This window comes from Lachnoclostridium sp. Marseille-P6806, assembly GCF_900625025.1.
Taxonomy (GTDB): domain Bacteria; phylum Bacillota; class Clostridia; order Lachnospirales; family Lachnospiraceae; genus CAG-791.
This window is the reverse complement of the sequence record NZ_LR130576.1, coordinates 173,213-197,839: the sequence shown is the minus strand read 5'-3', so window position 1 is coordinate 197,839 and position 24,627 is coordinate 173,213. Positions and strand designations below refer to the sequence as shown.

Genomic DNA, 24,627 nt, shown 5'->3' with positions numbered 1-24,627 from the left:
GCGGTATCCTGTGCCTTTGTGAGGGAGCTTTGTCATGACCGATAAGATATTCAGACTGGTGATCTGCGTGTCCGGGGGAGGCACGAATCTGCAGCATATCATCGACCGCATCGGGGACGGAACCGTGCGGAACGTGCGCGTTGTGCGCGTGATTTCGAATAATGCCGGAGCGTATGCGCTGGAAAGAGCGAAAAAGGCGGAGATCGAGGCGGTCTGCGTTTCTCCGAAAGCCTATGAGACGAGAGAACGCTTCAACGAGGCTCTTCTTTCGGCGGTGCGGGAGCCGGAGCCGGATCTGATCGTACTGGCAGGCTTTCTGGTGGCCATCCCTCCGGAAATGATCCGCGCATTTCCGAACCGCATCATCAATATCCATCCGTCGCTCATCCCGTCGTTCTGCGGGAGAGGTTTCTACGGTCTCCGTGTACATGAAAAGGCGCTGGAGCGGGGCGTCCGGGTAACCGGAGCAACGGTTCATTTTGTGGATGAGGGCATGGATTCCGGGCCGATTCTTCTGCAGAAAGCGGTGGAGGTCAGGGAGCATGACACGCCGGAGCTCCTGCAGCGGCGCGTCATGGAGGAGGCGGAATGGATTCTTCTTTCCCGGGCGATTGCTCTGATCGCAGAGGGCAGGGTCCGGATTGAGAACGGCAGGGCGCTGATTGCGGATGAAGAGGCCGGCAGGGCAGACGGAGAGCCGGCGCCCGCGCCGGGAGACGGCCGGACGGCAGGGAGGCGGCAATGAAAATTTTACTGATTGGAGGAGGCGGCAGGGAGCACGCGATGGCCGCGGCCATAGTGAGGAGCCCGCGCTGTGAAAAGCTCTACTGCGCGCCGGGAAACGCCGGCATTGCGGAGATTGCAGAGTGCGTGCCCATCGGCGTCATGGACTTTGACACTCAGATCGCCTTTGCAAAGGAGCAGGGGATCGATTTTGTGGTGTGCAGTCAGGACGATCCGCTGTGCGCGGGACTCGTCAATGCGCATGAAGCGGCGGGACTCCGTGTATTCGGAACACAGGCGGAGGCGGCGGTCATCGAGGGGAGCAAGTCGTTCGCCAAGAATCTGATGAAGAAGTACGGGATTCCGACGGCGGCCTATGAAATCTTTTCCGACCCGGGAAAAGCGGCGGAGTACCTGCGGGAGAGAGCCTCTTTCCCTGTGGTGCTCAAAGCGGACGGGCTGGCGCTCGGAAAAGGGGTGCTGATCTGCGGCGATCTGGAGGAGGCGCTTTCCGGCGTCCGGGAGATCATGGAGGACCGGCGGTTCGGCGACGCCGGCCGGGAGCTGGTCGTCGAGGAGTTCATGACCGGCCGGGAAGTCTCGGTTCTTGCCTTTGTGGACGGCCGAAATATAAAGCTCATGAGCTCGGCGCAGGATCACAAGCGGGCAGGTGACGGCGATACCGGACCCAATACGGGCGGCATGGGAACTTTTTCTCCCAGTCCGTTTTACACGGAGGAGATCGATCGCCAGTGCAGGGAGAGAATCTACCAGAAGACCGTGGATGCGATGGCGGCGGAGGGGCGTCCTTTCCGGGGAGTTCTGTATTTCGGTCTTATGATGACGCAGGATGGCCCGAAAGTGGTAGAATATAATACACGCTTCGGAGATCCGGAGGCGCAGGTCGTGCTTCCCCGGATGAAGACCGATATCCTCGATGTGATGGATGCGGTGATCGACGGCAGGCTGGACAGCGTGGATCTGGAATTTGAAGACAATGCCGCGGTCTGCGTGGTGCTGGCGTCCGGCGGCTATCCCGGAGCCTATGAGAAAGGCAGGGAGATACGGGGACTGGGGAGTTTCCGGAATCAGGAGGGATGCTTCTGCTTCCATGCGGGCACCTGCTTTGACAAAGATGGCAGGGTTGTGACGGACGGGGGCAGGGTCCTCGGTATCACGGCGACCGGGCGGACGCTCCGGGAGGCGAGAGAGAACAGCTACCGCGCGGCGGAGCAGGTGAGTTTCGACGGAAAGTACATGCGTCATGACATCGGCAGAGCGCTGGATGAGATCTGATCGGCAGTGCAGGATTCACAATCGCGGAGGCCGGCAGTGTGCGGCGGCGCGGGATGGGAGATGAGAGCAGCAATGAAGAGAAAAGGCTTGGTAAGATACGGAACAGGTGCAGTGCTGGCAGGAATGCTCGGGGCGTCTGTGCTCTTTACGGCGCTTCCTGTGTGGGGCACAACGGGAACGGCAGTAGACAACCTCAACGTCCGCTCATCGGCTTCCGCGAGCTCGAGTCAGGTGGGCTCGATATCGCGGGGACAGTCGGTTGAGGTCGGTGAGGCGACGACCAACGAGGCCGGGGAGAAATGGTATGCCGTGACGCTCTCCGGAGGAACCACGGGCTATGTCCGCGCAGATCTTCTGAATGTTGCAGAGGGCACCGGTTCCGCGTCGGAAGCAGGCGCCGAGGCCAGTTCGGAGACGCCGGCCGAGGGGACGGAAACGGCTACGGAGACGACGGAGGTTGAGGTTGCAAAGGCGATCGGGGACGGCTATGCGGTTGCCATGACACCCACGAATGCGACGGTATCGCAGAATGTCAATGTCCGGAGCGGTGCGGGAACCGGCTACAATAAGGTGGGTGAACTCGCGGCGGACACGTCGTTGGTTGTCATCGGGCAGGCAAAGGACGATGCCGATGCCCTCTGGTATCAGTTCTATACGACAGGGACGGAGCAGCAGATGACCGGCTTCATTCGTTATGATTACATCACGCTCGGAGAAGCGGTTGTAACGGAGGCCCCCGCCGAGGAGACGGAGAGCGAGGCGGATCCGGCCGTCAGCAAGGATTACGAGGCTGTCTATACGCAGGACGAAAACGGCACGGATACATGGTATCTCTACAATAACGCCGCCGGGACGCGCAAGAAGATCGCGGATATCGACACGGCAATCGCCGAGGCGCAGAGCATGGCGGAAAAGGCGCAGAAAAGCGCGAAAACCTACCGCAATGCGGCTGTGCTTCTGGGAATTATCCTTGTCGCCGCCGCCGCGGTGATCGGATGGCTGATTCTCCGGCTCCGCCGCTCGCAGAACGAGCGCGGCGAGGTGGATCTCATGGCGGACCGCAAGAAGCAGGAGCGTCGCCGCAGCCAGCAGGGCAGAAATCTGTCAAGACGGAGCAGAGAGGACGATGCGGCGGGCAGCCGTGCGGCCCGTCCCGTCAGGGACAGAAGCGCTTACCCGGCAGGGGGAGCCCGCCGGCCGGCGGAGGGAGACGAGCGCGCTCCGCGCTATGGAAGAGCGCAGGAGGAGCGCCGGGAACTGAACCGGGAGCCTGGAGCGGCAGGCCGGACGCAGGATCCCCGCGCATCGCGCAGCGCGGCATTCGTCCGTGACAGACAGGAGAGCGATGCGGATATGAGAACGGCACGGCGTCCTGCGGGAACTGCCCGCGACGCACAGCCGCCGCGCGGCAGCGCGCGTTCCGCAGCGCCCGCAGGTGCTCCGGCGCAGAATTTCGCCAACATCAATACCGGAGAGCTGGATGAGGAGGAATTTTCCTTTCTGACGGACGATGATCAGTAAAGTATGCTTTTCTTGACCGCACGCGCCGTCTGTTATACAATCCGTATAACAGACGGCGCGTCGTATTATGTCAGGCTGTCTGCAGGAGAACAAAACATGCTCTGTCAGAGCATGTTTTCGGCAGGGAGGTTGATTTTGATGCTGATTGAGATTGATTTTAACAGTGATGAGGCGATCTACCAGCAGCTCCGGAATCAGATCATTCTGGGAATCGCAACGTCCACTCTCACGGAGGGAGAGGCTCTTCCGTCGGTGCGCCAGATGGCGGACACGATCGGAATCAATATGCACACAGTAAACAAGACGTACAGTCTGCTGCGTCAGGAGGGCTATATCAAGCTGGATCGCCGCCGGGGAGCGGTGGTGGCCGTGGATGCCGATGAGCTGCGGGCCAAGGCGGAGGTGGAGAGAGAGCTCCGCGGCGTTCTGGCCCGGGCGGTCTGCCGCGGTGTTTCCGCAGACGACATTCATGCGATGGTAGACGGTATCTACAAGGAGTATGTATATAATGAAGCCTAAATATTCAGACAGCGCGGAAAAGGCGCTTAAGCTCGCAGCCCGCGCGGCCAGGCAGCTGAAACAGAATTATATCGGGACAGAGCATCTGCTGGCCGGGCTCGTGACGGAGGAGGACGGCGTTGCTTCGCGCATTCTCGCGGAGAACGGCCTCGGACGCGAACGGATCATGGAGCTGATGGCGCAGCTCAACGTGACGGGAGGAACGGTGGCGGTTCTTGACCGGAACGGATATTCTCCGCGCTGCGTGCGCGTGCTTGACCTTGCGGCAGAGCAGGCGGAGCGCTACCATGCGGACTGCATCGGGACGGAGCATCTTCTGCTGGCGATTCTCCTTGAGGGGGAGAACGTCGCGATGAAGCTTCTCGAGACGGTGTCTGTTAATCTGGCAAAAATTTATTTTGAAATCATTGCGGCGATCGGAGAGGATCCGGCGCAGCACCGGGGCGACCTCGCGCAGTTTGCGCGCCGGAGCGGCGAGGGAGGAGAGAGCATGCTGGCGCAGTACAGCCGGGATCTGACGGCGATGGCGGCGCAGCACCGGCTGGATCCCGTCGTCGGGCGGGAGAGAGAGATTGCCCGTGTGATCCAGATACTCAGCCGCAGGACGAAGAACAACCCCTGTCTCATCGGCGAGCCCGGCGTCGGCAAGACGGCCATCGTCGAGGGACTGGCGGAGCGCATTGTCCGCGGAGACGTGCCGGACACCGTCCGCGGGAAGCGGATTCTCACGCTGGATTTGGCGGGGATGATCGCAGGCTCCAAGTACCGCGGCGAATTTGAGGAGAGAATCAAAAAGCTGATCGCCGAGGTGATGACGGACGGAAATGTCCTGCTGTTCCTCGATGAGCTGCACACCGTGATCGGAGCGGGCGGCGCAGAGGGAGCGATCGACGCCTCGAACATCCTCAAGCCGTCGCTGGCCCGGGGCGAGCTCCAGATGATCGGTGCAACGACGATCACGGAGTACCGCAAGCATATTGAAAAAGACGCCGCGCTGGAGCGCCGTTTCCAGCCGGTTACGGTCGATGAGCCTACCGCGGAGGAGGCGGTGGATATCCTCCGGGGGATCGTGCCGAAATACGAGCAGCATCATCAGGTGGAGGTGACAGACGACGCGATCCTTGCGGCGGTGGAGCTGTCGTCCCGCTATATCAATGAACGAAATCTGCCGGACAAGGCGATTGATGTGATCGACGAGGCCTGCTCGCTGGTGCGCCTCGGGAGCCGCAGCACGGACGCCGTTCTGGAAAGGCTGGAGGCGGAGTTCCGCCGGAACGACAGCGCCATGGCGGCCGCCGTCGGAGCGGGGGAGCTGGAGCGCGCGCGGGAGCTGCGCGAGGAGAACGACCGCCTTGCCAAAAAGCTCCGTTCCCGCAGAAACCGGCGGGCGGTCCGGGAAAGCCTCCCGGAGGTGAACGGGGAGACGGTGGCCCGGGTGATCGCGGATTGGGCCAAGGTTCCGGTCACGCAGCTCACGGAGAAAGAGAGCGAGAGGCTTGTGCGGCTGGAGGGGATTCTCCATGAGCGCGTCATCGGGCAGAGCGACGCGGTCAAAGCCGTTGCAGCGGCGATCCGGCGTGGGCGCGTGGGGCTGCAGGATCCGAACCGTCCGATCGGCTCGTTTCTCTTTCTGGGTCCGACGGGAGTGGGAAAAACCGAGCTCTCCAAGGCGCTTGCCGAGGCCGTCTTCGGTTCGGAAAAGAACCTGATCCGCGTCGATATGTCGGAGTACATGGAGCAGTACGCCGTGTCCAAGATGATCGGCTCCGCGCCGGGGTATGTGGGCTACGACGACGGCGGACAGCTCTCCGAGCAGGTGCGTCGGCACCCCTATTCCGTGGTGCTCTTTGATGAAATTGAGAAAGCGCACCACGATGTGTTCAATGTGCTGCTCCAGATTCTGGATGACGGACGCATTACGGATTCGCAGGGGCACACGATCAGCTTCAAGAACACCATCATCATCATGACGTCCAACGTAGGGGCCATGCGTATCATCGACCCCAAGACGCTGGGCTTTTCGGCAAAGCCGACCGAGCAGCAGTCCTATGAGAGGATGAAGAGCGGGGTCATGGAAGAAGTCCGCAAGGTGTTCCGGCCCGAGTTCATCAACCGCATCGACGAGATTCAGGTGTTTCATCCGCTGACGACGCCGGAGATGATTGAGATCGCCGGACTTGTCTGTGCGGGTCTTGAGAAGAGAGCGGCGGAGCGGATGGGGCTTTCGCTCCGGATCACGGCGGCGATGAAGCGCTATCTTGTGGAGAGGTATGCGGATCCCAAGATGGGAGCCAGACCGCTGAAGAGGGCGGTGCAGACAGTGATTGAGAATCCTCTTACAGACAGGATACTTTCCGGGGAGATCCGGGAGGGAAGCCGTGTGACGGTCGGGGTGAGCCGCGGCAGGGTCACATTCCAGACGCGGGAGGAGAAAGATTCGTGATCCGCAGAACGGATCGGTGGAGTGCGTATGGCATCGGGTAAGGGCAAGACAGTGTTTTTCTGTTCGGAGTGCGGCTTTGAATCCGCGAAATGGCTGGGACAGTGCCCGGGATGCCGCGCATGGAACAGCATGGTTGAGGAGCCGGTGCGCATCGCGCCCGCCGCGGGACGGACGTCCGGAAAGGGCGGTGCGCGGGGGGCCGCCGGAGGAGTCTCTGCCGGAGGGAGGGGAGTGCGCGGCGTTTTGCAGCAGCCGGTGACGATGAACGAGGTGGCTATGGAGGAGGAGCCCAGAGTGACGACCGGCTGCACGGAGCTCGACCGGGTTCTCGGGGGCGGAATTGTCCGCGGCTCGCTGGTGCTCATCGGCGGCGATCCGGGCATCGGGAAGTCAACGCTTCTGCTTCAGGTGACAAAGAACCTTTCCGATGCGGGGCACCGGATCCTCTACGTCTCGGGAGAGGAATCACTGCGCCAGATCAAGCTCCGGGCGAACCGTATCGGCGGCGTGGGGGAAAATCTCCGCTTTTTTTGTGAGACGGAACTCGATACGATCACAGAGGTGGTTCTGAAAGAGCAGCCCGAGCTTGTCGTCATCGATTCCATTCAGACGATGTACAACGCGGGGGTCAGCTCGGCGCCGGGGAGCGTCTCGCAGGTCCGCGAGACCACGGGCGTCCTGCTTCGTCTTGCCAAGGAGAACGGCATCGCCGTATTCATCGTCGGTCACGTGACCAAGGAGGGAACGGTCGCGGGGCCCCGCGTGCTGGAGCACATGGTGGATACGGTGCTGTACTTCGAGGGCGACCGCTTCGCCGCATACCGCATTCTCCGCGGACACAAGAACCGCTTCGGCTCCACCAATGAGATCGGCCTGTTTGAGATGAAAAACGAGGGCCTCGTGCAGGTGGAGAATCCCTCGGAATACCTGCTCTCCGGCAGACCGCTCGGAGCCAGCGGCTCGGTCGTCACCTGCTCCATGGAGGGGACGCGGCCGATGCTGGTCGAGGTGCAGGCTCTCCTTTGTGAGAGCAGCTTCGGCTTCCCGAAGCGGCAGGCGACCGGGACGGATTACAACCGGGTGAGTCTCCTTATGGCGGTGCTGGAAAAGCGCCTCGGGGTTCGGCTCGGGACACAGGACGCCTATGTCAGTCTGGCGGGAGGTATACGGCAGTCCGAGCCGGCGCTGGATCTGGGGATCTGCCTTGCAATTCTTTCGAGCTTCCGCAATGTTCCTCTGGACGACCGGCTGATCGCGTTCGGCGAGGTGGGTCTGTCCGGCGAGGTCCGCGCGGTTTCGATGGCGGAGCAGCGCGTCGCGGAGGCGGCGAAGCTTGGCTTCCGCTCGTGCATTCTGCCGCAGGACAATCTGAAAGGGCTCCGCAGGCCGGAGAACATGGAGCTGATCGGCGTCCGGGGGTTGAAAGAGGCTCTGGATAAGGTGCTGTGAGGCGGCTTTTCCTTTTGAAATGAAAATAGATTTCCGGAATGGAAATTGCATTTCGACATAAAAATGAATTTCAGATAGGAAAACCCCAATCGGCATTTGCTGCCGACCGGGGTTTTTGAAAGAGCAGGGGAAGAGGGACTCGAACCCCCATGAACGGTTTTGGAGACCGCAATATTAGCCATTATATGATTCCCCTGTATGGCGGAAGCAGCCGTCTGACTGCTGACTTATAGGAGTATAGCATAGCCCCCCGGCCGATTCAAGACATATTTTATCGCAGAGGGAGGCCGCCTCAGCGGCGCCGGCGCCTTCTTCTCGGCGACAGCCGCAGCGGACGGAAGAGCGTGGCGCTTCCGAGCCAGCTTACGAATCTTCCGATGTACGAGCCGATCAGCGCACCGGCGCTGTCAATGCCAACATCCCGCGCGGAGGCGCTCCGCCCGGTGGAAAAGAGCTGATGATATTCGTCGGTACAGGCGTAGGCGGCGCAGAGCGCGGAGGTGAAAAGAATCAGGTAAAAGCCGCGCAGCCCGTAGACATAGAGGGGCACGGCGAGCGTAATGGCAAGCAGACAGTACTCGGCCATGTGCGCGGCCTTTCGGACGTAAATCTCCATCCGGTCCGTGTAGACCTCGATCTGGTATTCGGACCAGCCTTTCTGCATGCGCTCGTTATATTCCACAATGATACGCCGGGTGAGGAGCTCGCTCTGGACGGAGCTGCCCTCTGCGTCCTCGGAGGAAAAGCCGAAGATCATGGCGGCGACGAGAAGCGCTGGGACAAAGGAAAGGGGCTTCAGCAGCAGACGGAGCGTTTTCTTGATAAATAAGAGGAAGTATCTCATGGAATTGGATGATAGCACTGTTCTCCTGCAGATAGCAAGCGGAAACAGACGGCAGGCGGAGAAATTTTCCGACGCCGGGAACCGGTCCTTTGCGGCTGCCGCGGGGAGGGCGTTTTGAGAGGACGGAATCCGGGCCTCGTGCAACTGTACTTTTTGAAATGTTGCTGTTATAATTCTCAAATAGTACGGACAGGGAGAACCGGGACCCGCGGAGCCGTATCATCAGCCGGGGGAGGGAAGCGATTCCCGGACCGGCGTCCGTAAATGCTGCAGGAGGGCTCCCGGAGCATTTTTTTGTGTCAGAGAGAGAGGGATACCATCGCTATGAGTGTCAGACGCATCTATGTCGAGAAGAAGCAGCCCTATGCCGTGGAGGCAGTGCAGCTCGTGGAGGACATCCGCGGATTTCTCGGCGTCAAGGGACTTGCGCGGGTCCGCATACTGATCCGCTACGATGTGGAGAATATTTCGGAGGATGCGTTCCGGACGGCCTGCTGCACCGTGTTTTCGGAGCCGCCGGTGGATATTCTTTATCACGAAACGATCGAAATTCCGCAGGGGGTGCGGGTGTTCAGCGTGGAGCCTCTGCCGGGGCAGTTCGACCAGCGGGCGGATTCCGCACAGCAGTGCATCCGCTTTATCGATCCCGAGCTGGAGCCGACGGTTCTCACGGCGAAGACTTATCTCCTTGAGGGGACGATTTCAGAGGAGGAATTCGACCGGATCAAGGGCTACTGCATCAACCCTGTCGACTCGCGGGAGACCGGTCTTGACAAGCCGGATACTCTGGAGCTTCAGCACCCGGTTCCGGACAATGTGGCGGTGCTGGACGGCTTTATTTCCATGGAAGAAACGGCGTTCCGCGCCCTGTACGATTCGCTGGGGCTCGCCATGACCTATGCGGATTTTCAGTTTATCCGCTCCTATTTTGACGGGAGCTTTGACGGGAAAGTGCACCGGGATCCCACGATCACGGAGATTCGGGTTCTGGATACCTATTGGTCGGATCACTGCCGCCACACGACGTTTTTGACGGAGTGCCGGGAGGTGCAGTTCGACGACGGCTATTATTCGGCGCCGATGGAGCTGAGCTATCGGAGCTACCGCGATACCTTTGACGAGCTGTATCAGGGACGGAAGGACAAATATGTCTGCCTGATGGATATCGCGCTGATGGGCATGAAGAAGCTGAAAGCGGACGGCAAGCTCACGGATATGGAGGAGTCGGAGGAGAATAATGCATGCACGGTCGTCGTGCCGGTGGAGGTCGATTACGGGGACGGTCCCCGGAGCGAGGAGTGGCTGGTCTTTTTCAAAAACGAGACGCACAATCATCCGACGGAGATCGAGCCGTTCGGCGGCGCGGCGACCTGCCTCGGCGGCGCGATTCGCGACCCGCTCTCCGGGCGCGGCTATGTCTATCAGGCAATGCGCGTCACCGGCGCGGCCGACCCCACGGTTCCCGTGTCCGAAACGTTAAAGGGCAAGCTGCCGCAGAAGAAGCTGGTCCGGGGAGCGGCAGCCGGTTATTCCAGCTACGGTAATCAGATCGGGCTTGCGACGGGTCATGTCCGCGAGATCTATCATCCGGGCTACATGGCAAAGCGCATGGAGATCGGCGCGGTGATGGGCGCTGCGGCGCGGCGCAGCGTGCAGAGACTGAGCCCGGCGCCCGGCGATATCGTCATTCTGCTCGGCGGACGCACCGGCCGGGACGGGATCGGCGGCGCGACGGGATCCTCCAAGGCGCATACGACCAAATCCCTCTCGACCTGCGGCGCGGAGGTCCAGAAAGGCAACGCGCCCACGGAGCGGAAGCTACAGCGCCTGTTCCGCAGGCCGGAGGCGGCGCATCTTATTAAGAAGTGCAATGATTTCGGCGCAGGCGGCGTCTCGGTGGCGATCGGCGAGCTGGCGGCGGGGCTCCGGGTGGATCTGGATCTGGTGCCGAAGAAATACGCCGGCCTCGACGGGACGGAGCTGGCGATTTCAGAGTCGCAGGAGCGGATGGCCGTGGTCGTGGCTCCGGAAGACAGAGAGCGCTTTATGGCTCTTGCGGCGGAGGAAAACCTCGAGGCGACGGCTCTCGCGGTCGTCACAAAAGAGCCGTATCTGACGCTTTTATGGCGCGGAGACGAGGTGGTCAGCATTTCCCGCCGCTTCCTTGATACCAATGGCGCGCATCAGGAGTGCTCGGTCGAGGTGGAATCTCCGTCGGAGACGCACAACTACCTCGAGCGGATTGCCTGCGCAGCGGTGGCAGAGAAGATCGACGCGGACGAGGATGATTTTGAGGGCGCGTTCCTTGCGCAGCTCGCGGATCTGAACACCTGCTCGCAGAAAGGGCTGGTGGAGATGTTCGACTCCTCGATCGGAGCTGGCACGGTCAGCATGCCGTTCGGCGGGAAGTATCAGCTCACCCAAACACAGACCATGATCGCAAAGCTCCCGGTTCTCGGCGGGATGACGGATACCGTCACCATGATGAGCTACGGCTTTGATCCGTACCTCTCCTCGTGGAGTCCGTATCACGGCGCGATTTACGCGGTGACGGAGTCTCTTGCGAAGATTGTGGCGTCCGGCGGCGAGACCTCCCGCGTGCATTTCACATTCCAAGAATATTTCCGCCGCATGTCGGAGGATCCGAAGCGCTGGGGGCAGCCCTTTGCGGCTCTTCTGGGGGCCTATGACGCGCAGATCGGCTACGGGCTTGCCAGCATCGGCGGCAAGGATTCCATGTCCGGGAGCTTTAATGACATTGATGTGCCGCCCACTCTTGTCTCCTTTGCGGTGGACGTGGCGCGGCTTGACGATGTGATCACCAATGAGATCAAGGACGAGGGGAATGTTCTTGTTGAGTTCCGGATCAACCGGGACGACTACGATATTCCGGTCTATGCCGATGTTCTGGTTCTCTATCAGAGAATCACGGAGCTGATGCGGGAGGGACAGATTCTTTCCGCGCAGGCGGAGGGCTGCTCCGGCATTGCGGCGGCTGCCGCTCAGACGGCTTTTGGAAACCATTACGGCATCCGCTTCGACGGCAAACTCGATCTGGAGGAACTCTTTGCAAACGGTATCGGCAATATCCTTGCGGAGATGACGCCGGAGGATGCGGACCGGCTGGAGAGCCTCGACTGGGAGTGCGGCGCTTTCCGTGTGATCGGTACGACAACCGGCCGCTCGGAGCGGTCGGGAGCGGTCTTCTCATGGGCGGATCGGGAGGTCACGCTGGAGGAGGCGGTCGCGGCGTGGCAGGGGACGCTGGAAAAGGTGTTCCCGACGGCGGCGGACGCGGACCGGAGAGAGGTGGAATCTCCGCTTTATGACGCGGCGGACGCACCGAATGCGGAGGAGGGAAACAAGTACAACGGCGTGGTGCTGTGCTCGCATAAGCTGGCGCAGCCGACGGTGTTCATTCCCGTATTCCCCGGAACCAACTGTGAGTATGACAGCGCCGCCGCCTTTGAGCGGGCCGGCGCGAAAACGGTCACCTGCGTGTTTGCCAACCGGGATGCGGAGGATATCCGGCGCTCGGTCGAGCTGTTCCGCAAGGGCATTGAACAGGCGCAGATCGTCATGTTCCCCGGCGGCTTCTCAGCCGGAGACGAACCGGACGGCTCCGCGAAGTTTTTTGCCACGGCGTTCCGTGACGCCGCGATCCGGGAGGCGGTGGACGGACTTCTGAACGGGCGGGATGGTCTGGCGCTCGGAATCTGCAACGGTTTTCAGGCGCTGATCAAGCTGGGGCTTGTGCCCGGCGGGCAGATCACAGACGGTCAGAGCGAGAGCTCGCCGACGCTGACGTTCAATACCATCGGCCGCCACATCTCAAGGGAGCAGTACCTGCGCGTCGTTTCCAACAAGAGTCCGTGGCTTCAGGAGGCGGATCTCGGCGGCGTGTACGTCAATCCGGCATCTCACGGAGAGGGGCGCTTTGTCGCGCCGGAGGAGACGATACGGGCGCTGTTTGCGAACGGACAGATCGCAACGCAGTACTGTGACCCGCAGGGGGATGTGTCTATGGATGCGGAGTGGAATCCCAACGGCTCCTATTTTGCCGTCGAGGGCATCACCTCTCCGGACGGACGGGTTCTCGGCAAGATGTGTCACAGCGAGAGACGGGGAGAGGGTGTGGCCGTCAATATTGTCGGCCGTCAGGATATGAAGATATTCGAGAGCGGCGTGCAGTACTTCCTGTAAACGGCAGGCGGTATTCCGCGCTTCCTTGCAGCAGCCCAGCGGGATATGCCCGATGGGCTGCTGCCGCGAGGGCGGGGCCCGGTGCGGAGCCGGACGGCGCTTCTGCGGCGGGGCCTGCGGACGGCCGGCGCAGCGCGCCGATCATTCAGAATGGAGATTTCCGAAACATGAAAGCATACCTGATACTGGAAGACGGAACGGTATTCCCCGGAAAGCGGATCGGCGCGGACCGGGATGTGATCAGCGAAATCGTGTTCAATACCACGATGGCGGGCTATCCCGAAATTTTGACCGACCCCTCCTATGCGGGACAGGCGGTCTGCATGACCTATCCGCTGATCGGCAACTACGGCGTGTGCCTCGACGATCTGGAATCGGAAAGACCGTGGCCGGATGCGCTGATTGTGCGCGAGCTGGCCCGCGTGCCGAGCAATTTCCGCTCGGATCTGTCCCTTGGAAAATTCATGGAGCGCTATGATCTGCCCGGAATCGAGGGGGTGGACACCAGAAAGCTCACGCGGCTTCTGCGGGAAAAGGGAACCATGAACGGCATGATCACCTCCCGCGAAATAACGGACATGGAGGAGCTTCTGCCGCGGCTCAGGGCATATTCCTGCGGCAGGGTTGTGGAGCGGGTGAGCTGCCGGGAGAAGTATGTGCTTCCCGGCTCCCGCACGCTTGCGGACAACGGCCCCATCTCGGGAAGCGCCGCCTTTGACGGAGAGAGCTATCGGCAGCCGGACGAGGAGGGCGCCGTCCGGCACGAGAGGAAGCCGAGCCTTGTGCGGGAGCTGACCGGACAGAGAGACGGCGCCCCGCTCCGGATCGCGCTGATGGATTTTGGGACCAAGCGCAATATTGCGCAGTGCCTTGCGGCGCGGGGCTGTGACGTCACGATCTATCCGGCCCTCACGCCGGCAGAGGAGCTGCTTGCGGACAGGCCGGACGGCATTATGCTCTCCAACGGCCCCGGGGATCCGAAAGAATGTGTTTCCATCATCAGAGAGGTAAGAAAGCTCTATGACAGCGGGCTCCCGATTTTTGCCATCTGTCTCGGGCATCAGCTGATGGCCCTTGCGACCGGTGCGGATACATACAAGCTTAAATATGGTCATCGGGGCGGCAATCATCCCGTGAAGGATCTGGAGACCGGCCGCGTCTACATTTCCTCTCAGAATCACGGCTATGCGGTGGACACGGCTTCGCTCGATCCCGCGGTCGCCGTGCCTGCGTTTTCCAACGTAAACGACGGAACGAACGAGGGGCTCCGCTATGTGAGGAAGAGCATCTTCACGGTGCAGTTTCATCCGGAGGCCTGCGCCGGACCGCAGGATACCGAGTTTATGTTCGACCGTTTCTTCACTATGGTGAAAGAGAGAGCAAACAATGCCTAAAAATCCCAATGTACATAAGGTAATGGTTATCGGCTCCGGTCCCATCGTCATCGGACAGGCGGCGGAGTTCGACTACGCGGGAACGCAGGCCTGCCGCTCCCTCAGGGAGGAGGGGGTTGAGGTCTGTCTGGTCAATTCCAATCCGGCGACCATCATGACGGATAAGGAGATTGCGGATGAGGTCTACATCGAGCCTCTTACCGTGGATGTTCTGGAAAAGATCATTGAGAAAGAAAGGCCGGACAGCATTCTCCCGACGCTGGGAGGACAGGCCGGACTGAATCTCGGCATGGAGCTCGAGGAATCGGGCTTTCTTGCAGCGCAAGGCGTCCGCCTTCTCGGGACGAGCTCCCTCACGATCAAAAAGGCGGAGGACCGCCTGCTGTTCAAGGAAACCATGGAGAAGATCGGGGAGCCGGTCGCGGCCTCCGAGGTGGTTGAGAACATCGAGGACGGTGTCGCGTTTGCGGAGAAGATCGGTTATCCGGTCGTTCTGCGCCCCGCTTATACGCTGGGTGGCTCCGGCGGCGGGATCGCGCACAATGTGGCGGAGCTTCGCCGCATCCTCGAAAACGGTCTGCGCCTCTCCCGCGTGGGACAGGTTCTGGTGGAGCGCTCCATCGCAGGCTGGAAAGAGATCGAATATGAAGTGATGCGCGACGGCGCAGGAAACTGCATCACCGTCTGCAATATGGAAAACATCGATCCGGTCGGCGTGCATACCGGCGATTCCATCGTCGTGGCGCCGTCCCAGACCCTGAGCGACAAGGAATATCAGATGCTCCGCACGGCGGCGCTGAACATCATCAGCGAGCTCGAAATCACGGGCGGCTGCAATGTACAGTTCGCGCTGCATCCGACGAGCTTTGAGTACTGTGTGATCGAGGTCAACCCGCGCGTGTCCCGTTCCTCGGCACTGGCCTCCAAGGCGACCGGCTATCCCATCGCCAAGGTGGCGGCCAAGATCGCTCTGGGCTACACCATCGACGAGATCCGCAATGCCATCACGGGTAAGACTTTCGCGTCGTTCGAGCCGGCGCTCGATTACTGCGTGGTCAAATTCCCGCGGCTTCCTTTCGACAAGTTCATCACGGCGAAGCGCACGCTCACCACGCAGATGAAAGCGACCGGCGAGGTTATGGCGATCAGCAATAATTTCGAGGGCGGCATCATGAAAGCGATCCGCTCGCTTGAGCAGCATGTGGACTGCCTTTCGAGTTATGACTTCTCCGGCCTTTCGAGAGAGGATCTTTTCAAGCGCCTCACCGTGGTCGACGATCAGCGCCTCTGGGTCATTGCCGAAGCGCTGCGCAAGGGCATTTCGGCCGCAACCATCCACGAGATCACCATGGTGGACGAATGGTTCATCGACAAGCTCGCGCATCTCGTGCGCGTGGAGGAAAAGCTCCGCAGAATCGGGCGGGGCGGAGCGGAGCTCACGCGCGAGCTCCTTACGGAGGCGAAATACGCAGAGTTTCCGGACGGCGTGATCGCGCGCTTTACCGGCCTTGACGAGGCCGCCGTGCGGGAGCGGCGGCTGGCGTGGGGGATCACGGCCGCCTACAAGATCGTGGACACCTGCGCGGCGGAGTTCGAGGCGCAGACGCCGTATTATTACTCGGTCTACGGCGGCCCGGAGGAGGAGAACGAAGCTGCGGCGGAGCGGACGGACAGGAAAAAGGTTCTGGTTCTGGGCTCCGGCCCGATCCGCATCGGACAGGGAATCGAATTCGACTACTGCTCGGTGCATGCCACATGGGCATTCCGCCGGGCGGGATACGAGACGGTCATCATCAACAACAACCCCGAGACGGTCTCCACGGACTTCGACATTGCGGACAAGCTCTATTTTGAGCCGCTCACGCCGGAGGACGTGCAGAATATCGTCGATGTGGAAAAGCCGGACTATGCGGTCGTGCAGTTCGGCGGGCAGACGGCGATCAAGCTGACGGCCGATCTCATCCGCATGGGAGTTCCGATCCTCGGAACCGATGCGAAAGACGTGGATGCGGCGGAGGACCGCGAGATTTTCGACGAGGTTCTGCAGAAGTGCGGGATCCGGAGAGCGGCGGGCGCGACGGTGTTCACCGCGGAGGAGGCGAAGAGCGTCGCGAACCGGCTGGGCTATCCGGTTCTGGTGCGTCCCTCCTATGTTCTGGGCGGTCAGGGAATGCAGATCGCGCTCTCGGATGAGGAGATCGAACAGTTTATGGCGGTGATCAACCGCTACGAGCAGGAGCATCCGATTCTCGTCGACAAATATCTGCAGGGGACGGAGGCCGAGGTCGACGCGGTGTGCGACGGCGAGGACATCGTGATTCCCGGCATCATGGAGCACATTGAGCGTTCCGGCGTTCACTCCGGGGATTCGATCTCGGTGTACCCCGCAAAATCGCTCAGCGGGCGCGTCAGGGAGCAGATCGCCGAGTACACGAAGCGCCTTGCAAGGGAGCTGGACATCATCGGTCTCATCAACGTGCAGTTCATTGCCGTGGGAGACGAGGTCTATATCATCGAAGCCAATCCCCGTTCCTCCCGGACGGTGCCCTATATCAGCAAGGTGACGGGGATCCCGATCGTGGATCTTGCGGCGGATGTCATGATGGGCAAAAAGCTGCGGGCGCTCGGTTACACGCCCGGCCTGCAGCCGGAATCGGAATATTATGCGGTCAAGATGCCGGTTTTCTCCACCGAGAAGATCCGCGGGGCGGAGATCTCGGTCGGGCCGGAGATGAAGTCCACCGGCGAATGTCTCGGAATTTCCCGCTCCTTTGACGAGGCGCTTTACAAGGCGTTTCTCGGCGCGGGCGTCCGTCTCCCGCGGCACAGGCAGATGATCGTCACGGTAAAGGACGCCGACAAGGGCGAGATCATTGAAATCGCGCGGCGCTATGAAAGGCTCGGCTACATCATCTATTCGACGAGGCGGACGGCGGATGTCCTGAAAGAGAACGGGATCCGCGCCCGTCAGGTGAACCGCATCGGGCAGGAATCGCCGACGGTCATGGATTTGCTGCTCGGGCACCGCATCGATCTCGTCATTGACACGCCGACGCAGGGACGGGACAAGAACCGGGACGGCTTCCTGATCCGTCGGACCGCCATCGAGACGGGCGTGAACTGCATCACCTCCCTCGATACGGCGGCGGCGCTGGTCTCCTCTCTGGAGCATGCGGCGCAGACACAGGAGATCGGGATTGTCGATGCGGCAAAGCTGTAAATAAACGGAAGCTGTGAAGAAGCGGAGCTATGAATAAACGGAATTTTCGCCGCGAGACGGAAAACATCATCGGACAGGCACAGCGCGAGGGGCGGACGCCGACCCTCCTTGTCCACGTCTGCTGTGCGCCCTGCTCGAGCTACTGTCTCGAGTTTCTGCGTGAATTTTTCCGCCTGACGGTGTATTATTACAATCCGAACATCACGGCGGACGGGGAATATGAGCGGCGAAAGGAAGAGGAGCGGCGGCTGATCGCCGAGTACAACCGTCAGGTGGAGGAGGCGTCGCGCCTCTCCTCCCCCGAGGAGCGGCAGGCGGTCTTTACTCGCGCGGGGATGAATTCCACGCCGGCGGCACAGCGTATCGAGATTCTGGAGGCCCCCTACGATCCGGAGCGCTTTCTTTCGATGGCGGCCGGGTTCGAGGACGCGCCGGAGGGCGGAGAGCGCTGCACGGGATGCTTTGCGCTTCGTCTTAACCGAACGGCCGAGGCCGCGTGGGAGCATGGCTTTGATTTCTTTACGACGACGCTCACGATCTCGCCGAGAAAAGACGCCTCCCGGCTCAATGCGATCGGCGAGAGGGCGGCGGAAAAGATACGGTCGGAGCATCCGGGGAGCCGTCTCTCTTTTCTCCCGTCCGATTTTAAGAAACGGGACGGATATCTCCGTTCCATCCGGCTGTCGGAGCAGTACGGGCTCTATCGGCAGGATTACTGCGGCTGTGAATTTTCGCGCGGACGCGGATATAGAAACGAAGCAGATACAGGAGAATGATTATGCAGAAGCTGTTGGATATGATTTCAGAGGAGGTCGGGCAGGCCTTTGCGGCTGCGGGCTACGATGCGGCGCTCGGGCGCACGACGATTTCCAATCGGCCGGACCTCTGTGAGTTTCAGTGCAACGGGGCGATGACCGGGGCGAAGCAATACCGCAAGGCGCCCTTTTTGATTGCGGAGGAGGTCGCGGTCCGGCTGATGGCCGCGCCGGAGAGCGTACTCGCGTCCGCCGAGGCGGTAAAACCCGGCTTTCTGAATTTCCGGATGAAAGAGGAGGCTCTCGCGGCGTATCTGAACAGCGAGAGAGTGTGTGCGAAATTCGGTCTTCCGGAGCCGGAGAAAAAACAGAGGATCGTACTCGATTACGGCGGGCCGAATGTGGCGAAGCCCCTCCATGTGGGGCATCTCCGCTCCGCGGTGATCGGCGAGGCGCTCAAGCGCATGGGCCGCTACAACGGACATGAGATCATCGGCGATATCCACATGGGCGACTGGGGCCTGCAGATGGGGCTTGTGATCACGGAGCTCCGGCACCGCTCCCCGGAGCTGCCCTATTTTGACGAGAGCTTTGCCGGGGAATATCCCGAGGAAGCGCCCTTTACGGTGAGCGATCTCGAGGAGATCTACCCGGCGGCGAGCGCACGCTCCAAGGAGGATGAGGCGTATTACGGGGAGGCCATGGAGGCGACGCATCTTCTGCAGGAGAAAAAGCGCGGCTATTATGCGCTCTGGCAGAAGATCATCGAGGTTTCCGTCGCGGATCTCCGGAAGAATTATGCGGCGCTGGATGTCGATTTTGACCTCTGGAACGGCGAGTCTGCGGTGAACGACATCATCCCAGGCATGGTGGAGCGCATAAGGTCGGCGGGCTGCGCCTACGAGAGCAACGGCGCGCTGGTGATCGATGTCGCAGAGGAGAGCGACGCAAAGGAGCTGCCACCCTGCATACTGCTGAAATCTGACGGCGCGGCGCTCTATACGACGACCGATCTTGCGACGATACAGGACCGCATGACGACGATCATGCCGGACGAGCTGCTCTATGTCACAGACAAGCGGCAGGAGCTCCACTTCACGCAGGTGTTCCGTGCGGCGAGAAAGACCGGGCTTGTTCCGGAACATGTGAAGCTGACGCATATCGGCTTCGGCACGGTGAACGGAAAGGACGGAAAACCGTTCAAGACGAGGCAGGGCGGCGTCATGCGTCTTGAGACGCTGATCGCGGACATCAATGAGGAGATGCTGAAAAAGATCCGCTCCAACGAGGATATTCCCGAAGAGGAAGCGCGCCGCACCGCAGAGCAGGTGGCGCTCGCGGCGCTGAAATACGGAGATCTCTCAAACCAGAGCTCCAAGGATTATATCTTTGATATGGACAAATTCTGCTCCTTTGAGGGCGATACGGGGCCGTACATCCTGTACACCATGGTGCGGATCAAGTCGATACTGCACCGCGCGGCTGCGGAAGCGCCGGCCGCCGCAGAGGGCGCCGCGGGCGCGGAACCGGGAGGAGCCTCCTGCGACGGCACCGCTTCCTGCGGGACGGGTATCCGGGAGGCGCAGAGCCCTGCCGAAAAGAGCCTGCAGATCACGCTCGCCCGCTTCGGGGAGGTCATGCAGAGCGCGTGGGAGGAAAAGGCCCCTCACAGAATATGCTCCTACATCTACGGACTCTCGAATGAATTCAACAGCTTCTACCACGGAACGAAGATCCTCTCCGAGGCGGACAGGGAGAAGCGGGACGGATGGCTTGCGCTGCTCGGCCTTGCGCTCGGCGTCCTGGAGGCCTGCATTTCGGTTCTCGGCTTTGAGGCGCCGGAGCGGATGTGACCTCATACTTGTTCCTGAAAACAAAGTGTGATAGATTTTTTTCAGGATATCGTTGACTCGGTTTTCAGGATACCGTTGACTCGGACACGGCGCGGAGGATGAAAATGGCGACAGGCAGGGTCAGTATCTATACGGGCAGCGGACACGGCAAGACGCCTGCGGCGCTGGGCATCGCCCTGCAGAGGGCGGTCCGCGGGGAGAACGTCATGGTGATTCAGTTTCTCAAGGGAGAGGGGCTGGATCAGTCCCCGTTTCTGGAGCGGCTTGAGCCGGAGCTCAGGATTTTCCGATTTGAGAAATCAAGGCTTCCTTTCGATCAGCGCTCGGATCAGGAGAAGCAGGAGGATGCGGCGGCGATCCGGAACGGCATATGCTTTGCGCGGAAGATTCTGAACACAGCGGAGTGTGATCTTCTGGTGCTCGACGAGATTCTGGCGGTTGTGGACAATGAGATCGCAACGGTGCAGGAGCTCGGCGAGCTTGTGGAGAAGCGCGGCGGAACCGATATCGTCATGACCGGCATCACGAGAAATGAAGAGATCTTCCGGCTTGCGGATGAGGTGACGAGAGTCGTCACGGAGCGCGGCGCGGGTGAGGCTCAGTATGGAGGCAGATATGTCAGTATTTAAGGGTTCGGCGGTTGCGATTGTGACACCCTATCGCCGTGAGGATGAGGCGGTCAACTATGAGGCGTTTGCGGATCTTATTGACTTCCAGATCGATCATGGAACGGATGCGATTGTTGTGTGCGGCTCCACAGGGGAGGCGGCGACGATGACCGAGCAGGAGCATGAGGAGGTCGTCCGCTTCTGCATCCGTCATGTCAGCCATAGAGTTCCGGTCATTGCGGGTACCGGCTCCAACTGCACAAGAACTGCGGTGGCTCTGTCCCGGCAGGCGGAGGAGGATGGCGCGGATGCGCTGCTTCTGGTGGCTCCCTACTACAACAAGGGAACGCAGGAGGGCGTGTACCGTCATTTCCGCATGATCGCCGAGGCGACCGGGATCCCGAATATCATGTACAATGTGCCGAGCCGCACAGGCAATAACATTCAGCCCGAGACGGCGGCCCATCTGGTGAGGGATGTCAGCAATATCGTGGGCATCAAGGAGGCGTCCGGCAACATCAGCCAGATCGTGAAGCTGATGAGCCTGACGGACGGCAATATCGAGCTGTATTCGGGGAACGACGATCAGGTCGTGCCTCTCCTGTCCATGGGAGGGCTGGGCGTGATCTCCGTTGTGGCCAATGTGGCGCCGCAGAAGATGCACGATATGTGCTTCCGCTTCTTTGAGGGGGACGTCGCCGGTGCGGCGAAGCTTCAGAGAGATATGGAGGAGCTTTTCGAGGTGCTGTTCTGCGAGGTCAACCCGATCCCGGTGAAGAAAGCGGTGGATCTGCTAGGCTACAACGCCGGCGCGCTCCGTCTTCCGCTTACGGATCTGACGCCGGAGCATACGGAGTGTCTGCGCAGGGCGATGCAGAGGCTCGGGCTGCTCCGTGGCTGAGAACGGTGAACAGGACCACCCGCGCCGGCTGGAATTTCCGCTGGTGAGCGGGTGGCTGTTTTTTTCAGGGCAATTTGTGTCAAAGCCCAAATTGCCTCGCAAAAGACGCTTCGGCATGGAGGAATTTTATGATAAAAATATTGCTTCACGGCGCCTGCGGGCGGATGGGACGGGTGATTGCGGAGCTTGCGGCGGCGGATCCGGATACGGAGATCGCGGCGGGCGTCGATGCGTTCGGGGATGCGTACGGCGGTTTTCCGCTGTACCGTGAGCTGGCGGAGGTGAATGAACCGGCGGATGTCGTGATCGACTTTTCGAGTGCGGCGGCGGTTCCGGGACTCCTTGCATACTGCGCGGAGCGAAAGCTCCCGGTCGTTCTGTGCACGACGGGGCTCTCCGGGGAGGGACTGGCGAAGCTGAGCGAGGCGACGGAGCGGACGGCGGTGCTCCGATCCGCGAATATGTCGCTTGGCATCAACATGCTTTTCCGGCTTCTCCGGGAAGCGGCGCCGGCTCTTGCGGCAGAGGGCTTCGATATTGAAATTGTGGAGAAGCACCACAGCCAGAAGCTGGATGCGCCCAGCGGCACGGCGGTGTCTCTCGCGGAGCTCTGCAATGAGGCGGTCGGAGGAGATTACGAAATCGTCACGGACCGCACGTCGCGGCGGGAAAAGCGGCCGAAAAAGGAGATCGGCGTTTCGGCGGTTCGCGGCGGCACGATTGTGGGAGATCACGACGTCATTTTTGCGGGGACGGACGAGACGATCACGTTCTCGCACCGCGCGTACAGCCGCGCGATTTTCGGCAAGGGAGCCGTTGCGGCGGCGAAATTCCTTGCGGGGAAGCCGGCGGGACAGTATGATATGCAGGATGTGATCGGGTGAGACCCCCGGGTCTGTTCTTTTCAGAAAGGCAGTGACACGATGATGACAGATACACAGCTCGATTTTCTCCGCGCGCTATCGCGCCAGTTCCCGACAATCGGCGCTGCTTCGACGGAGATCATCAATCTGGAGGCGATCCTCAATCTGCCGAAAGGGACAGAGCATTTCCTGACGGATGTGCACGGGGAGAACGAGCAGTTTCTCCATGTGCTGAAAAACGGTTCCGGAACGATACGCACCAAGATCGACGAGGAGTTCGGCAATACGCTGAGCGACCGGGAGAAGAGGGGCCTTGCAACGCTCATCTATTACCCGCGGGAAAAGATGGAACTGGTGCTTGCGGACGAGGAGGATCCGGGCGACTGGTACAAGGTCACGCTGTTCCGCCTCGTCGCGATTGTCAGGCGGGTTGCCGGCAAGTACACGCGCTCCAAGGTCCGCAAGGCTCTGCCCAGAGAATTTGCCTATGTGATCGAGGAGCTGATCACGGAGAAAGCGGAGATCTCGGACAAAGAGGCCTATTATCACGAAATTGTCTATACGATCATACGCCTCGACCGGGCGCAGGAATTTATCGTGGCTCTCTGCGAGCTGGTGCAGAGGCTTGTCATCGATCATCTTCATATTGTGGGAGATATCTATGACCGCGGTCCGGGGCCCCATATCATCATGGACGCGATCTGCCGCTATCACTCGGTGGACATCCAGTGGGGCAACCATGACATTGTGTGGATGGGGGCTGCAGCCGGCTCCGAGGCCTGCATCTGCAACGTGATCCGCATGGCGGCCCGCTACGGGCACCTCGGGACGATCGAGGAGGGCTACGGTATCAATCTGATCCCTCTGGCGAAGCTCGCCATGGAGCTGTACCCGGACGAGGTGAACAACAGCGCCTTTGCCATCCGCTACGATGAGGATTATGACGTCAGGGATCTCGCGCTCGATATGCGCATGCACAAGGCGGTCACGATTCTCCAGTTCAAGGCGGAGGGAAAGATTCTGCGCCGGCATCCGGAATACGGGATGGACGACCGGCTGCTGCTTGACAAAATCGACGCGGAGGGGAAGCGGGTCTGCATCGACGGCGTCTGGCATGCGCTGCGGGATGCGGAGCTCCCGACGCTGGATGCGGCGGATCCCTACGCCTACACCGCTGCGGAGGCGCTGTGCATGAAGCGGCTTGTGACGGCGTTCCGGAGGAGCGACAAGCTGCAGAGGCATGTGCGCTTCCTCTATACGAACGGGAGTCTCTATAAAACCTGCAATTCCAATCTTCTGTATCACGGCTGCGTGCCGATGGACGAGGACGGGAGCTTCCAGTCCTTTGTCATCGACGGGACCGCCTACCGCGGGCGGGCGCTCTATGACGCGCTTGAGTATTATGCCCGCAAGGCCTATTTCGAGAATCACGATGAGGCGCTACGGCGCAGGGGACTTGATCTTATCTGGTACATCTGGTGCGGCCCCTGCTCTCCGGTATTCGGAAAGAACCGAATGACGACCTTCGAACGGTATTTCGTGGAGGACAAGGCGACCCACAGGGAGCAGAAGAACGCCTACTACCGTCTCTGCAACGAGGAGCGCATTGTGGACGGGATACTTGCGGAATTCGGTCTGGGAGGCAGAGAGCACGCGCACATCGTGAACGGCCATGTGCCGGTGGAGCAGAAAAAGGGCGAGTCGCCGGTCAAATGCGGCGGCAAGCTCCTTGTGATCGACGGCGGTTTTTCCAAGGCCTATCACACCAAAACGGGCATTGCCGGCTATACGCTGGTGGCCAATTCTCACGGGATGCGCCTCGTGCAGCACGAGTTTTTTGAGTCCACAGAGGAGGCGATCCGCAGCGAAAAGGATATTCTGTCGGATTCTCAGTTCATCGAGACCTATACAAAGCGGCGCCTTGTAGAGGAGACGGACACCGGAAAGGAGCTGCAGATACAGATTGCACAGCTCGAGCAGCTTCTGCAATGCTACCGGGACGGCGTGATCATTGAGCAGGAGTGACGCCTGAACG

At 60.6% G+C, this 24,627-nt stretch carries 16 protein-coding genes and 1 tRNA gene; 15 read left to right on the top strand and 2 right to left on the bottom strand.

Annotated features, from left to right (window positions below):
* Positions 1–46: 46 nt before the first annotated feature.
* The 6 genes from purN to radA all read left to right on the top strand — a co-directional run bounded on the left by purN (position 47) and on the right by radA (position 7,951).
* Positions 47–745, top strand: a complete 699-nt coding sequence (gene purN, locus E0E20_RS04980; protein WP_130837210.1) for a phosphoribosylglycinamide formyltransferase — start codon at positions 47–49, stop codon at positions 743–745.
* The gene (purD, locus tag E0E20_RS04975) at positions 742–2,019 is read left to right on the top strand and encodes a phosphoribosylamine--glycine ligase (RefSeq protein WP_130837104.1); all 1,278 of its coding nucleotides are present in this window, start codon (positions 742–744) and stop codon (positions 2,017–2,019) included. The genes purN and purD overlap by 4 nt, the downstream gene beginning before the upstream one ends.
* An 87-nt stretch (positions 2,020–2,106) precedes the next feature.
* Positions 2,107–3,540, top strand: a complete 1,434-nt coding sequence (locus E0E20_RS04970) for an SH3 domain-containing protein (RefSeq protein WP_165443989.1) — start codon at positions 2,107–2,109, stop codon at positions 3,538–3,540.
* A gap of 138 nt (positions 3,541–3,678) precedes the next feature.
* On the top strand, positions 3,679–4,059 hold the full coding sequence (locus E0E20_RS04965) for a GntR family transcriptional regulator (RefSeq protein ID WP_130837209.1): 381 nt from the start codon (positions 3,679–3,681) through the stop codon (positions 4,057–4,059).
* Entirely contained in the window at positions 4,049–6,502 is a 2,454-nt protein-coding gene (locus E0E20_RS04960) for an ATP-dependent Clp protease ATP-binding subunit (RefSeq protein ID WP_130837102.1), read from the top strand. The genes E0E20_RS04965 and E0E20_RS04960 overlap by 11 nt, the downstream gene beginning before the upstream one ends.
* 27 nt (positions 6,503–6,529) lie before the next feature.
* Positions 6,530–7,951, top strand: a complete 1,422-nt coding sequence (radA, locus tag E0E20_RS04955) for a DNA repair protein RadA (protein ID WP_130837101.1) — start codon at positions 6,530–6,532, stop codon at positions 7,949–7,951.
* A gap of 124 nt (positions 7,952–8,075) precedes the next feature.
* Here the strand turns inward: radA and E0E20_RS13870 are convergent.
* Positions 8,076–8,147: transfer RNA gene (locus tag E0E20_RS13870), tRNA-Trp, on the bottom strand.
* Positions 8,148–8,243: 96 nt separating this feature from the next.
* Complete coding sequence (locus E0E20_RS04950; RefSeq protein ID WP_242622663.1) at positions 8,244–8,813, bottom strand: VanZ family protein; 570 nt, start codon at positions 8,811–8,813, stop codon at positions 8,244–8,246.
* 306 nt (positions 8,814–9,119) lie between these two features.
* Here E0E20_RS04950 and E0E20_RS04945 point away from each other — a divergent pair, with 306 nt between their 5' ends.
* From E0E20_RS04945 to E0E20_RS04905, 9 genes are all read left to right on the top strand, one after another.
* A complete protein-coding gene (locus E0E20_RS04945) occupies positions 9,120–12,998 on the top strand; it encodes a phosphoribosylformylglycinamidine synthase (protein WP_130837100.1) in 3,879 nt (1,292 codons plus the stop codon).
* Positions 12,999–13,165: 167 nt separating this feature from the next.
* Positions 13,166–14,392, top strand: a complete 1,227-nt coding sequence (locus E0E20_RS04940) for a carbamoyl phosphate synthase small subunit (protein WP_130837099.1) — start codon at positions 13,166–13,168, stop codon at positions 14,390–14,392.
* Entirely contained in the window at positions 14,385–17,612 is a 3,228-nt protein-coding gene (gene carB / locus E0E20_RS04935; protein WP_130837098.1) for a carbamoyl-phosphate synthase large subunit, read from the top strand. The genes E0E20_RS04940 and carB overlap by 8 nt, the downstream gene beginning before the upstream one ends.
* A 29-nt stretch (positions 17,613–17,641) precedes the next feature.
* Positions 17,642–18,388 (top strand): epoxyqueuosine reductase QueH, encoded by a 747-nt coding sequence (locus E0E20_RS04930; protein ID WP_130837097.1) that lies wholly within the window; start codon positions 17,642–17,644, stop codon positions 18,386–18,388.
* Positions 18,389–18,390: 2 nt separating this feature from the next.
* The gene (argS, locus tag E0E20_RS04925) at positions 18,391–20,220 is read left to right on the top strand and encodes an arginine--tRNA ligase (protein WP_130837096.1); all 1,830 of its coding nucleotides are present in this window, start codon (positions 18,391–18,393) and stop codon (positions 20,218–20,220) included.
* Positions 20,221–20,324: 104 nt separating this feature from the next.
* Entirely contained in the window at positions 20,325–20,849 is a 525-nt protein-coding gene (locus tag E0E20_RS04920) for a cob(I)yrinic acid a,c-diamide adenosyltransferase (protein ID WP_165443988.1), read from the top strand.
* Positions 20,836–21,729, top strand: coding sequence for a 4-hydroxy-tetrahydrodipicolinate synthase (gene dapA / locus E0E20_RS04915; protein ID WP_130837094.1), 894 nt, complete (start codon positions 20,836–20,838; stop codon positions 21,727–21,729). The genes E0E20_RS04920 and dapA overlap by 14 nt, the downstream gene beginning before the upstream one ends.
* Before the next feature lie 128 nt (positions 21,730–21,857).
* Entirely contained in the window at positions 21,858–22,613 is a 756-nt protein-coding gene (gene dapB / locus E0E20_RS04910) for a 4-hydroxy-tetrahydrodipicolinate reductase (protein WP_130837093.1), read from the top strand.
* 42 nt (positions 22,614–22,655) lie between these two features.
* Positions 22,656–24,617 (top strand): fructose-1,6-bisphosphatase, encoded by a 1,962-nt coding sequence (locus E0E20_RS04905; RefSeq protein WP_130837207.1) that lies wholly within the window; start codon positions 22,656–22,658, stop codon positions 24,615–24,617.
* The last annotated feature ends 10 nt before the right edge of the window (positions 24,618–24,627 follow it).

What these genes read in the sequence shown, in the direction of transcription:
- E0E20_RS04945 (WP_130837100.1), top strand. Translation starts at nt 9,120, where the DNA reads ATGAGTGTCAGACGCATCTATGTCGAGAAGAAGCAGCCCTATGCCGTG.
- purD (WP_130837104.1), top strand. Translation starts at nt 742, where the DNA reads ATGAAAATTTTACTGATTGGAGGAGGCGGCAGGGAGCACGCGATGGCC.
- E0E20_RS04920 (WP_165443988.1), top strand. Translation starts at nt 20,325, where the DNA reads ATGGCGACAGGCAGGGTCAGTATCTATACGGGCAGCGGACACGGCAAG.
- E0E20_RS04940 (WP_130837099.1), top strand. Translation starts at nt 13,166, where the DNA reads ATGAAAGCATACCTGATACTGGAAGACGGAACGGTATTCCCCGGAAAG.
- E0E20_RS04960 (WP_130837102.1), top strand. Translation starts at nt 4,049, where the DNA reads ATGAAGCCTAAATATTCAGACAGCGCGGAAAAGGCGCTTAAGCTCGCA.
- carB (WP_130837098.1), top strand. Translation starts at nt 14,385, where the DNA reads ATGCCTAAAAATCCCAATGTACATAAGGTAATGGTTATCGGCTCCGGT.
- E0E20_RS04905 (WP_130837207.1), top strand. Translation starts at nt 22,656, where the DNA reads ATGACAGATACACAGCTCGATTTTCTCCGCGCGCTATCGCGCCAGTTC.
- argS (WP_130837096.1), top strand. Translation starts at nt 18,391, where the DNA reads ATGCAGAAGCTGTTGGATATGATTTCAGAGGAGGTCGGGCAGGCCTTT.
- dapA (WP_130837094.1), top strand. Translation starts at nt 20,836, where the DNA reads ATGTCAGTATTTAAGGGTTCGGCGGTTGCGATTGTGACACCCTATCGC.
- E0E20_RS04965 (WP_130837209.1), top strand. Translation starts at nt 3,679, where the DNA reads ATGCTGATTGAGATTGATTTTAACAGTGATGAGGCGATCTACCAGCAG.
- E0E20_RS04930 (WP_130837097.1), top strand. Translation starts at nt 17,642, where the DNA reads ATGAATAAACGGAATTTTCGCCGCGAGACGGAAAACATCATCGGACAG.
- radA (WP_130837101.1), top strand. Translation starts at nt 6,530, where the DNA reads ATGGCATCGGGTAAGGGCAAGACAGTGTTTTTCTGTTCGGAGTGCGGC.
- dapB (WP_130837093.1), top strand. Translation starts at nt 21,858, where the DNA reads ATGATAAAAATATTGCTTCACGGCGCCTGCGGGCGGATGGGACGGGTG.